Genomic DNA, 12,287 nt, shown 5'->3' with positions numbered 1-12,287 from the left:
TGAAGCTTCCTATCATCTCATTTAGAATGAATAATAAATATTCTTTATTTAGGAGTTGATTTATTTTGTCGATTATTCGTTCTCTATACGTATTTTTTAAAGAATGGATGAGCTATCTCATGTCTTTTCTTTCGCTTTTCTTTAAATCTTCAAAAGATATTAAACTTGAAAATATTGCTCTCCGAAGTCAATTAGCACGGTATCAACAACGTTTCGAAAAACAACAGCTGCCCAAACCGACTCCGACTCCAGCTTTTAGACAGCTTTGGGTTATACTTTCTAAGTATTTGGTAAACTGGAAATCTCACTTGATTCTTGTCAAACCTGAAACAGTCATAAAATGGCATCGATCGGCTTTCAAATTACACTGGAGACGTAAATCAAACAAACCAGGACGACCAAGAATATCTCCAGAAACGATTAAGCTCATAAAACGAGTCCATCATGATAATCCATTGTTATCACCTGAGAAGATACATGAGAAACTACAACTACTAGGAATTGAAAAACCTCCTGCACCAAATACAATTGCTAAATATATTCCGGGTACAAGAAAACCGCCTACAGAAAAACAAATTCAATCATGGAAGACATTCCTTAAAAATCATCAGTCAGTTACTTGGGCAACAGATTTCTTTACGATTCCAACTTTAACGTTCAACATACTTTATGTATTAGTAATTATTGACCATCGAACTCGAAAGATTATTTCTTTCGGAGTTACATATAACCCTACTGCAGAGTGGACGATTCAACAGTTCAGAAATGCAACGCCATTTGGGGAAGCACCTAAATATCTCATTCATGATAATGATCCTATTTTTCGTTCAAAGGCTTTTCAGCGATTTCTATCATCACCGGGAATCACTACTAAGAGAACAGCCTATCGTTCACCGTGGCAAAATGCATATGCAGAAAGAGTAATTGGAACAATCAAACGCGAATTATTAGATCAAATCATACCACTAAACCAATTACACTTGCATAAAATACTTCATGAATATATCAAAGACTATTATAACACCAACCGAACACATCAAGGATTAGAAGGGAAAACACCAATTCCTTCGCCTGTGTATCTTCCGACAAAAGCTGCGGAAACAAAATTAGAAACAACACCTGTGTTAAACGGGCTTTATCATACATACAAAAAAGTAGCTTAACATCTCACAATGAATTTTTAAAACCCTTCAGAGAAAGGCTTTTTTGTCATGCATTTCTTTTTCCACTTTTTCCATTCCACCGTATGTGTCCACTTCATCCCGTCTAGAATAAACATACAGCTCACAATAAAAAAGAAATCACACTACAAATTTGGAGATTTAATCGCAATTTTTTCGAAATTTTACTTTTTGAAGGGGACAGGTTTGAGTTCGATGTCATTAGTATCTTTTAAGCTTCTTAAATTTTGGATCCGAATTTTTTTCATATAATCCCCCCATAATATTTGTTTACCCCTTACTATATTACCAATTTTATCTAACTATTAATACTAGAGCTTAATAGTATTTCTTTATTTAAAAATGCTTTTATTCTAAATGACTTTTAAGTTGTCTTTTCTATTTAATAAATATAGCCTTTTAAGACACGATTAGTTTTCTAATAAAATTAGCTAAATAAAAAATTACATCACAATTGAGTAGAATTCTAATAAATTTTGGTAACCTATGAATCAGTGCATAACGAGTTATTACTTCATGAATGACTTGTCTTAGGTCAATAGATGGTTTTCCGGGTATGGGTCTATCCTTCGGCATTGTAAAATTGAAATAAAAAAATTTCCTGTATTTTCATGTTTCAGAAGTGTTTTTAACAGAAAATGTCACTAGGTAGCCAAAATTAGTAAGAATACTATGTTGTTCAAAAAATAATGAATTACACATCCTCAACTAAAAGTAAAGCCCTGTATTAGATTTCATCACAGGGCTTATTCTCATTCAATTATTCTATTCCAAGGATAGAATTGTCTAACGTGTATTAAACTTACTAACCTTTACTTACTAATATCAAATTAACTTAATCAATGTAGATACATAATTCACCATTTACATTGCAACAACATCACAAAAACTACATTATTCTTACATAATATACAAATCCGTCATATACGTTTACTTCTCCCCTGAAAGGAAATTAAAAGAATAGTACACAGTACATAAAAACATCCGATATCACTACCTAAATACAAAGAAAACCTTGCAGAGATTTCTCTCCACAAGGCTTTCTCTCATTCAAATATTCTATTTAGTAAAATAGAATTAACTTAGAACCTGATATCCAAAGCTTAGTTAGTTGCAAATGTTGTAGCTGTACCTAATGCTGATTTATTTCCTTTAGCATCAACAACTACTACGTATGCTTTATAGCTAGTTCCAGTAGTTAAACCAGATACAGCAACTGAATTTGCTGCAGCAAGAGCTGCACCAGTACCTTTAGTAACTGCAGTTCCTTGAGCGATTACTTGATCAACTGTTGGTGCTGCAGCAGCATCTGCATATACTAAATAGTAATATGTTCCGGCTTCATCAGAAGTAAATGCTAGAGTTGCAGCATCAGTTGCAGCAGGAGCAACTGTTGCACCTACAGCAGATAAAGCTGGAGCAAGATTATCTCCACCTAACTCAACAGTTCTAGCATCAACATCAGCTATTGAATTAGCATCTGTTGCAAGGTCAGTAATGAAACGTGAATCTTTAACTGAAACTGTAGCAGCAATAACTGGTTTATTTAAAGTAAGAACTAGTTCTTCATTACCAGCACCACTTACAGCTGCTGCTGTTACTGAAAGGGCTTTTCCTTCATTGTCTTTAATAACGAAATCAGTTTTCACTTCATTTAATGAACCAATTTTAATTCCTTCATTAAAAGTAATTTTAATTTTTTGTCCACTAGTATCGTTTGATGCGATTGCTTTCACAGTTGCACTAATTTCATCAGTAATGTCTTGAGCAGCAATTGTACCAATTTTTTCTCCTAAAATATCAACAGATGAAGGTGTTCCTGCAACTGTAAGTTTTAGTAGTCCAGTACCAGCAGCATTCTTCACATCTTCACGTAAATCAGTTTTTAATGTGAATGTAGCTGTTTTACCATCAGCAGATAATTCTGAGTAAGCAATTTCATTGCCTTCTACTAAGAAATCACCTTGATTTAGTGATTGTAAAGCTTTAGTGAATGTCACTTCTACTTTATCTGTTGCAACTGCAGTTACTGTATCAACTGTTGTAGCAGTTTTATCAATAACAGGTTGTGTCGCAGTAAGGTTAGCTAAATAATTTCCAGCTAAGTCTTTTACTAACTGAGCTTTTAATGTAAGGTTTGCAAACGCTGGAAGAGTGTCATTAAAGTTAATAATAACTCCTTTTGCATCTCCAGTTACATTGAAAGAAGCTGGAGTAAGTGTTTTATTTTCAGCAGTATTTGTTACTGTGTATTTTGAAGAATCTACTACTGATCCATCACCACTTGTTGACATAGCTTCGCTATACTGAACGTAAAGTTGTGTATTATTTAAACGAGTTACACTAACCAATGTTGGTGATGTTACATCTTTCACACTTAAAGTTGTTGTATAAGGTAAAATTACGTTTTTCAAAGTAGTATTATCACTAACACCATTAACAGTTAATGTATATTCACTGTTGTCTTTTAGTGAATTTAGTAAAGTAATTGTTACTTCTTTATCTTTTGAAGCATCTACTGTACTAGAGATTAATTGAGTTTTTCCATCTTTATCTTTAATTACATAGTTAGACGCTTTTTTAGCTGAATCTTGATCTAATGTTTTAGAGAATTTAATTACAACTTTTTTGTTGTCTGAATCTTTAACAAAAGCAGAACTTAATACTTCTGGACGTGTTTGATCGATTACTGGTGATACTTGAACTTTAGTATCTTTATCGATTACATTACCAGAATAATCTTTTACATTTGTTACGAACAAGTCCGTTGTGTAAACAAGTTTGTTATCACCTACAAATGTGAATTCAAATGTATCATCAGATAAAGCTTTTACGCTTGATGCTTGTTTCTTAGCAGCGCCTTGCATCCAGTAAACGTTAGAAGCAAATACTTGCTCAACTGGTTCAGAGAATTTAAGAACTACTTTTTCAAAAGAAGCACTTACTACTGAAGCTACAACTGGTGCTGTTTTATCTTCAACAACGTTGAATTTTGTATCTGCTTTAACAACTTTAAAGTTATTATAATCAGAAATCCCCTCAGCTGTTAAAGTGTGTTCACCATCTGTAAGTGAAGAAGATAGTTTAATGATGGCAGTTTTCCCTGTAGTTTGGATTGAACCTACTACTACTTTACCATCTACTGTAAATTGAGCTGTTTGTGCAGGTTTTACAGGCTCACTGAATGCTACACGTATTGTTTTGTTCCCCAATGCTTCAACACTAGAAACTGTAGGCACTGTGTTGTCAAGAGGTTTGAAAGCTAAATCTTTTTCGTTAAGTACTTTATCTCCAGCTTTAATATTGTTTAAAGCTAATTTGTATTCATTTTGGTTAACTAACTCGCCTTTAAGAGTTAAAGTTACCGATTTAGCATCTTCAGCTACTAATACAGAATCCACTTCAGGAGAATTAGTTCCTGAAATTGAATAATTAACAACTTCGCTAGCAGTTGATTTATCTACAGAACCGTCAAAAGCCACTACAACTTCTTTCAGGTTAGTCGCACTTACTGATACAACTTTAGTAGCTGTTTCAGGAGCTACAACTTTATGAGCTGAATCATATGAACGGTTTAAGAATGAAGCCATTTGTCCACGTTTCAGGTTTCCAGTTGGGTTGAAAGCAGTTTGGTCAGTTACACCGTTTTCAGATAAGATGTTGATGAAGTTTACGTATTCAGCTTGAGCTTTAGCGTTGTCAGTAACTTTTGACTCAACTCCAGCAAGATCTTTTAAGCCAAATCCGTTAACAAGTACTTTCGCCATTTGTTGACGAGTAATGTTGTTAGTAGGCATTAAGTTGTTGTTGCTTCCTGTGAAGATTCCAGAATCTTTAACGATTAAAGAAGCGTTAAATAATTCAGCATCACCGTGAGTTGCAGGAACATCATTAAATGGTGTTACTTTTTCAACTAATTTGTTAGCAGTGATATACTCTTCATAAGTTTTGTAGTCAGATTGTGAAACTACATAGTTAGCAAGAGATTTAACTACACCTTTACGGTCGATAGTGTTTTCAGGTTTGAAAGTACCATCTGTGTATCCGTTGAATAATCCACGCTCTACAGCTTGCATAATTGCAGCGTAGTGTGTGTGACTTGCAGCTACATCAGAAAAGTCAGTTGCTGCAGTTGTTGCGTCTGCTGCTAAAGCAGTTGGTACGATTGCTGTTGCTACTAATGTAGCAGAAGCTGCACCAGCTAAAAATTTCTTGTATTTCGTTGGTTGGTTAGCCATGGATAATTTCCTCCTCATAGGTAAAAATAAATTTGTAAACTATTAACACGGCAAAATGATAATAGTTTACCAACTACACATTAAAGTATAGAGTGGTTATAGAATTCTGTCAATTACTAAATTGGAAACAGTTTCATAATGCTACCAGTTTTATAGCTAATTGTTAGATTCCTCATTTCCATTCTATAGCAATAAAAGATAATTTCAAGTGTTTTTTTGGATTAATATTCCTTAAACCTCTTTTCTACTTCCTAAATAGTTAAGTTTAACCAATTTTTAATATTTTGTCTGAATTATGATATACTTATTGACTGAAGAGTATTCATATAAAAGGAGATTAACAAATGGCTCGCATATGGAAAAAGATTTTCCCCTCAGTAGATGATAAAAAACTAACTTTATATAAGAAGGAATTACTAGAAATAGATAAATGGGACGAAACATTGCGTAGTCTTTCTGACATCGAGTTAGCAAACAAAACAATTGAGTTTAAAGAAAGACTTGCACAGGGTGAAAAACTACAAGCTATTCGCCCCGAAGCTTTTGCCGTTGTTCGTGAAGCAGCTCACCGAGTTCTTGGTATGCGTCACTTTGACGTTCAGCTTATCGGAGGAATGGTCCTTTCTGACGGTAATATCGCTGAAATGCCCACTGGTGAAGGGAAAACATTGGTTGCCTCTCTTCCCTCCTATTACCGCGCATTAGAAGGTAAAGGTGTACATGTCATCACCGTAAATGAATATTTGGCAAAGCGTGACCAGGAACAAATAGGGCAGATTCATGAATTTTTAGGATTAACTGTCGGCATCACGCTACCTATGATGGAGCCTTCTCAAAAGGCTGCCGCTTATGCTGCTGATATTACATATGGAATAGGCTCTGAATTTGGTTTTGATTTCCTTCGAGATAATATGGCTTACAACGCAGACTCGCGTGTACAGCGTCCATATCATTTTGCTTTAGTCGATGAAGTAGATAGTGTCTTAATCGATGAAGCGAAGACGCCACTTATAATCGCTGGGAAAACGGACGTGCATGATCAGCTCAGCACACTATGCGCTAAGCTAGTGAAATCATTTAAGCAAGAGAAGCATTTCCTGTTTGACTTAGAAACGAAGACAGTAAGTTACACAGAAGAAGGGATCGAACAGATTGAACGCTTCTTCTCTATCGATAATTTATATGATTTAGCCCATCAAACGCTCTATCATTATATGATTCAAGCATTGCGTGCACGCATGATGTTCGCCCGTGATGTAGATTATATTGTTAAAGAGGGCAAAATATTACTCGTTGATATGTTCACAGGCCGTCCAATGGAAGGTCGTAGTCTTTCAAATGGGCTTCACCAGGCAATTGAAGCTAAAGAAGGATTAATCATTACGGAAGAAAATAAAACACAAGCTTCTATTACAATACAAAACTATTTCCGTATGTATCCATTCCTATCAGGGATGACCGGTACCGCGAAGACCGAAGAAAAAGAGTTCCAAGAATTGTATGCGATGAATGTGATGCAAATACCAACTAATCGACCAATTATTCGAAAAGATTTACCAAATCGTATATATGCGAAAATAGAGGACAAATATAAAGCGGTTGCTTCAAAGGTAAATGAACTCCATGCAACTGGGCAGCCTGTATTAATAGGAACAACTTCTATCATTCAATCGGAAGAAGTTTCGAAGTATTTAAAACAGGTAGGCATTGTGCATGAAGTTTTAAATGCAAAAAGTATTGACCACGAGATTTCGCTTATTTCACTTGCAGGCCAAAAAGGTACTGTCACTGTTGCAACGAATATGGCAGGACGCGGAACCGACATCTCCCTTGGAGAAGGCGTAGCAGAACTTGGTGGACTGTATGTAATCGGGACAGAGCTTCACGAGTCTCGTCGAGTGGACAATCAGCTGAAGGGTCGTTCTGGTCGTCAGGGAGATCCGGGTATTTCCGAGTTTTTCATCTCGCTTGAGGATGAAATGTTCAAACGTTTTGCTGGAGAAGAATTAGAAAAATTAGTATCTCATGTGAAAGCAGGCAAGGATGGTCTTATTGAGAACAAAAAGGCAATGGAATTCGTTACAAGAACGCAGCGTATTTGTGAAGGTGCCAGCTATAGTGTACGGGAATATAATTTGAAGCTGGATAATGTATTAAATGTTCAGCGTAAAACTATTTATGAGCTACGTGATCACCTAATTTACGGAGATAATATAGAAGAAACATTTGTTACTTTTATAAAAGAGTTCCCTGAACATGAGCTTAACTTCTTTTTTGACGAGGAGATTTCTCATACAGAGGAAGATTTTGAAGCACTTCGCCAAGTTTTCTTAGATAAGATGCCAGGTATAGATCTTCCGGCTTGGGATACAGATTTATCTATAGAAGTTGCGAAAAAACAAGTGAATGCTCAGGTTGATCTGTATAAAGATACGGTTCTTGAGCTATTAAGACATGCTACTGAAAAGGAACAGCTTCGTTTATATTTAATCGGTACAGTGGATCAGCATTGGTTGACTCATATGGATTCGATGGACAAACTAAAAGAAGGTATCGGTATGCGCAGCTACTCCCAAGAGGATCCGATGAGACAATATGAACGAGAAGGTTTAGAATTATTTACTCGTATGATTCACGGAATTGGTAAAGGAGTCGCAACGGAGATTTCTAATTTGATACGTGAGCATGGCGTTACTTTACAAAATGGAGGAGAAGTAGAATGATTCCTTTTTTCAAACGTACTTCTAAGAAACAACAGAAAGAGTCTGCTATCGCTTCGAAAGACTTAATCGATACAACGGCTGAAGCATCGGAAGAAGAAATCCAAACGAAACTATACTTCTATGGCGGCAAACCAAAGCAAATAGAAGATCAATACTATTTCCAATTTCTTTTAAATGAATTACAACCTTTAAAGCGAAACCAACTTTCCCTTGCACCGATTGAGTTAAAGATTGAAGGAGAAACTGTTCATGCACAGTTTTTCTTTCGTCAATCATTGGCAAAAGAAATTAACATGGGTATCACGCCGCTTGTTTTGTTCGGTGAGGACGGAAAATTAGTTGGTCGTATGGATGCAGATTTAAGTGAGCTAGGGACAATTCCAGCAGAAAGCGCTATGCCGTGGATTGTTACCTTTGAAAAGGAACATTTAGTTGTTCCGGCTGACCAAATTTTGAAGGAAAACTGGTCCATTGCATTTGAGCAAAAGCTTCCCCACCGTTTAGATTTAGACGAGAATTGGGAGAAGTCCTTAGCTACTGCAAATAAAGATCAATTAAGAAAAATTGTAGAGGATTTAACTCCGCCAAAGAAAAACGAAGTCAATTTCATGGGCTTGCAGCAAAGCTTGAGTGAGGATGGAAGTTTGTCCGTAACAGTATTAATAAGAAGCGGTCATGAAAAGGATATTACTATTAGTCAGCTACCGCTTGAAGTTATGGATGCAACTAAAGAAACGGTGGCAAAGGGTGCATTTACTCTTCCCCCACTTACTGTTCAAGCTAATACAAGTAAGCCTTGGACATTCATCTTCCCTAATGAAATGGTGCTAAAAGAACAGCCAGATTTCACTAGCTGGTCCGTAAAAGTAATCGAGCATAATTAAGTAACACAAAAAAGCCTAAGTAGAAAGTTCTACTTAGGCTTTTTTGCGTGGGCAACCAACCGACTTTTTTAAAATTTATATATTCTGAGGAAACGATCCTTACAATTTCATGCTACCATCTTTTGATCAATACTTCAATAGCAAAACGTACGTCAAGTAGTAAATATTAGAATTTTTTTTTTACTTTTTTAAAGTCTCAATTAAGAACTTCGGTAGGACTAACTGTCTTTTTAAGCGGCTCGGTTCTTTTGCAAGACGATAAAACCACTCAAGTCCTGTTTTTTGGAAAAACCCTGGTGCACGTTTTACATTCCCAGCTAATACGTCAAATGAACCTCCGACTCCTTGGAAAAGGGATGGATGAAGTTTGTCTCGATTTGCTTCAATCCATTCTTCTTGGCGAGGCGACCCCATCGCAACGAATAGAATATCTGGTTTTGCTTCGTTTATCTTTTGAATGACTTTTCCGTTATCTTTTTCGTAGCCATCTTGTATACCTGCAATTTGCAGCGAAGCATATGTAAACTTAAGTGCTTCGGCTGCACTTTCCGCTACTCCTGGCTTTGCTCCGTATAGGAATATAGACTTCCCAGTTCTTGCTGCTTCTCTTACGATGCGATCCATCATATCTATACCCGTAACGCGAGATTTGATATTACCTTTGTTTAGCTTGGAAGCAAGGATGACACCAATCCCGTCTGGAATTTGAAATTCCGCACGGTTTAGGAGGTCTTTTAAGGCCTGATCTTCCTTTGCTTTCATAAGCTTCTCAGGGTTTATCGCAACAACGAGTGATTTTTCTTTGTTGTCGATACGTTTGAACAGTTTATTTATGAGTTCATCGTAATTATCGGTGTCGACTTTTACACCAAGTATCATTTCTTTCATTGGTTCTGATGCTCCAATTGACTTTGGCTTTTATTTTTTGCATCACCAAGTGTGTAAAAAGCAAATCCTGCTTGTTCCCATGTTTGACGAAGTAGGCAGTTTTTCGTATCTAAAACGACTGCTGTTGCTACGTTTTCACGAATAGAAGCTGGTTGTAATGCTTTGAATTCGTTATGGTCTGTCAGCACAAGCACAACATCTACTCCAGCAGTAGCTTCTTCTAGAGATTGTGTTTGTGTTGGATGCGTATTTGTTTTAATATGCGGATCATATGACACTACTTCTAACCCAAGCTCTAGTAATTCTTGGATCACGTCTGTTGAAGGACTTTCACGCATATCATCTACGTTACCTTTGAAGGCTAATCCAAGTACGGCAACTTTACCAGTAGTTTTGTTTGCTACTTCTTGTAGGATTTGTTTTGTCTTTTTCGCCGTGTATCCTGGCATCCCATCATTCGTGTTACGAGCAAGCTCGATGATTTTCGCTTCCGAGCTAAGTTCAACTAGGAACCATGGGTCAACAGCGATACAGTGCCCCCCTACTCCAGGACCTGGATAGTGAATATTCACACGCGGGTGGAAGTTTGCAAATTTAATAGCTTCCCAAATGTTCACATCTAGTGTTTCTGCAATTTTTGCTAGTTCGTTTGCGAATGCAATATTCACATCACGGTATGTGTTTTCCATTACTTTTACTAGTTCCGCTGTTGTAGCGTCTGTAATATGGATTGTCCCTTTTACGAACGTTTCATAAAGCTCTTTCGTCATTTGGGCAGATTCATCATTGATCCCACCAACGATGCGGTCATTGTTCGTCAGTTCCTCGAAGATACGACCAGGAATTACGCGCTCTGGTGAATGAGAAACGAAAAGCTCTACACCAATTTTCAAACCTGTTTTTATAAGTTCTGGTAGCATTATGTTTTCAACCGTTTTTGGTGGTACTGTAGATTCTAGAACAACAAGATTTCCTTCTTTTATATAAGGAACAACTGATGCTGTTGCTTGACGTACATATTCTAAGTTTGCTGTTTTATCACGGTTAATCGGAGAAGGTACTGCAATGATGAATACGTCCGCTTCTTCTGGTTTAGTGGAAACTGTTAGTAGTTTTTCATCTATTGCTTTATCTAGGCGCTCTTGAAGGCCGTCTTCTTCTATATGAAGTTGTTTGTTTTGAATCATATTTACTGCTTTTTCATTTACGTCTACGCCATGTACGCGGACGCCGTGGTTAGCGAATGTAACTGCGGTTGGAAGTCCGATATAACCTAGGCCGACCACACATATTTTTTTTTGCATGTTGGGTACTTCCTTTCTTTTTTACCTTGCAATATTATAACATATTTTATGGGAATGGGCGATTATTGAAGTGTTGGGGTTGAACACACAAAGAAGAGGAAAAATCTTTTACGAAGATCGTTCCTCTATCTTTTGTATATTCTTTTGTAAAAATCGTGTGGTAAATGCCTATTACCAAATCCTCTAACTTGAATGAAATCACCTGTGTCTTGATAAACAATGCGTAAGTCTGCGGATTGTTTATTTACCCGTCTACTTTGAAAGTGAAAAGACCGCCAGTTCGATAGGTTACCGAATAATTCTGTACATATTGTTCTTGTTTTTTCAATTTGTTTTAAAGAGTGATGAATTTGATTGACTGCAAGTATAAATGTTTGTTCGGTAGAATAGATATTTGACAAGATAAACAAGTCATCGATCAAAGAATCTACATCCATTTGTATACCTTCCGTTCTACCGATTACGTCAATTGCATGACGCAGCATGTCTTCACTGATTATCTCCATTATTCAACTTACCTCTCAAATACTTCATTCTAGAGTCAAAATTGTCGTTTGCTTTTGTTACTAATTCTTCACCTGTCGCCCAATTATTCATGTTTTCCCTGCTTTGGAATAGGGCTTCGATTTGTGATTGTTCTAGTTCAATTTCCAACTGCTCCAACCGTCCCATTATGGCTTGATATACTTCTGGTTTCAGTAGAACGGCGGTTGTTACATTACGATCAACAACTTCCATTGCTAAGTTTTCGTTTAAATCGTTACGCCAATTCGCTGATCGACCTAATGCTGTAACACTTACTCGACTTCCCATACCAAAACCATTTCGCACTTTTTCTACAGCTTCTATCATTTCTACTGACATAGTAATCCATCCCTTCTGATTCATTATTTACACCCCCATCATATCACTTATTCTATTCATAAACACTTTAAAGGTTGTAGTTATATGTGTATTTAATATAGTATTAATTCATGTATTATATACCCTCTTTTAAATATTTTAACTAATCGGTGGGTTTTGTAGTGTTAAAGGTTTTGAGGGTTTAATGAAAAAAATCCATTGACCT

At 36.4% G+C, this 12,287-nt stretch carries 8 protein-coding genes; 3 read left to right on the top strand and 5 right to left on the bottom strand.

All coding sequences use genetic code 11. The features are described 5' to 3' along the window. The first annotated feature begins 65 nt into the window (after nt 1–65). On the top strand, nt 66–1,163 hold the full coding sequence (locus ACN6MX_RS02355; protein ID WP_419961082.1) for a transposase: 1,098 nt from the start codon (nt 66–68) through the stop codon (nt 1,161–1,163). 1,121 nt (nt 1,164–2,284) lie between these two features. On the opposite strand, the gene ACN6MX_RS02350 is transcribed toward ACN6MX_RS02355, so the two are convergent. Continuing rightward, on the bottom strand, nt 2,285–5,419 hold the full coding sequence (locus ACN6MX_RS02350; RefSeq protein WP_419961081.1) for an Ig-like domain-containing protein: 3,135 nt from the start codon (nt 5,417–5,419) through the stop codon (nt 2,285–2,287). 344 nt (nt 5,420–5,763) lie between these two features. Here ACN6MX_RS02350 and secA2 point away from each other — a divergent pair, with 344 nt between their 5' ends. Then, complete coding sequence (gene secA2, locus ACN6MX_RS02345; protein WP_419961080.1) at nt 5,764–8,142, top strand: accessory Sec system translocase SecA2; 2,379 nt, start codon at nt 5,764–5,766, stop codon at nt 8,140–8,142. After that, the gene (locus ACN6MX_RS02340; protein ID WP_419961079.1) at nt 8,139–9,026 is read left to right on the top strand and encodes an accessory Sec system S-layer assembly protein; all 888 of its coding nucleotides are present in this window, start codon (nt 8,139–8,141) and stop codon (nt 9,024–9,026) included. The genes secA2 and ACN6MX_RS02340 overlap by 4 nt, the downstream gene beginning before the upstream one ends. Nucleotides 9,027–9,206: 180 nt before the next feature. On the opposite strand, the gene ACN6MX_RS02335 is transcribed toward ACN6MX_RS02340, so the two are convergent. The 4 genes from ACN6MX_RS02335 to ACN6MX_RS02320 all read right to left on the bottom strand — a co-directional run bounded on the left by ACN6MX_RS02335 (nt 9,207) and on the right by ACN6MX_RS02320 (nt 12,106). Then, nucleotides 9,207–9,914, bottom strand: coding sequence for a WecB/TagA/CpsF family glycosyltransferase (locus ACN6MX_RS02335; RefSeq protein ID WP_419961078.1), 708 nt, complete (start codon nt 9,912–9,914; stop codon nt 9,207–9,209). Beyond that, nucleotides 9,911–11,218, bottom strand: a complete 1,308-nt coding sequence (locus tag ACN6MX_RS02330; protein ID WP_419961077.1) for a nucleotide sugar dehydrogenase — start codon at nt 11,216–11,218, stop codon at nt 9,911–9,913. The genes ACN6MX_RS02335 and ACN6MX_RS02330 overlap by 4 nt, the downstream gene beginning before the upstream one ends. A 125-nt stretch (nt 11,219–11,343) precedes the next feature. After that, a complete protein-coding gene (locus ACN6MX_RS02325) occupies nt 11,344–11,724 on the bottom strand; it encodes a hypothetical protein (protein WP_419961076.1) in 381 nt (126 codons plus the stop codon). Beyond that, on the bottom strand, nt 11,708–12,106 hold the full coding sequence (locus ACN6MX_RS02320) for a hypothetical protein (RefSeq protein ID WP_419961075.1): 399 nt from the start codon (nt 12,104–12,106) through the stop codon (nt 11,708–11,710). Before ACN6MX_RS02320 ends, ACN6MX_RS02325 begins: the two co-directional genes overlap by 17 nt. Nucleotides 12,107–12,287 lie beyond the last annotated feature (181 nt).

Source organism: Psychrobacillus sp. BM2, assembly GCF_048572895.1.
In the GTDB taxonomy this organism is placed as follows: Bacteria; Bacillota; Bacilli; order Bacillales_A; family Planococcaceae; genus Psychrobacillus.
Note: the sequence above shows the minus strand (reverse complement) of the source record. Positions and strands in the feature narration are given on the sequence as shown.

Excerpts from the sequence above, each read along its gene's own strand:
- ACN6MX_RS02330 (WP_419961077.1), bottom strand. The coding sequence starts at position 11,218 with ATGCAAAAAAAAATATGTGTGGTCGGCCTAGGTTATATCGGACTTCCA.
- ACN6MX_RS02325 (WP_419961076.1), bottom strand. The coding sequence starts at position 11,724 with ATGGAGATAATCAGTGAAGACATGCTGCGTCATGCAATTGACGTAATC.
- ACN6MX_RS02335 (WP_419961078.1), bottom strand. The coding sequence starts at position 9,914 with ATGAAAGAAATGATACTTGGTGTAAAAGTCGACACCGATAATTACGAT.
- ACN6MX_RS02320 (WP_419961075.1), bottom strand. The coding sequence starts at position 12,106 with ATGAATCAGAAGGGATGGATTACTATGTCAGTAGAAATGATAGAAGCT.
- ACN6MX_RS02350 (WP_419961081.1), bottom strand. The coding sequence starts at position 5,419 with ATGGCTAACCAACCAACGAAATACAAGAAATTTTTAGCTGGTGCAGCT.
- secA2 (WP_419961080.1), top strand. The coding sequence starts at position 5,764 with ATGGCTCGCATATGGAAAAAGATTTTCCCCTCAGTAGATGATAAAAAA.
- ACN6MX_RS02340 (WP_419961079.1), top strand. The coding sequence starts at position 8,139 with ATGATTCCTTTTTTCAAACGTACTTCTAAGAAACAACAGAAAGAGTCT.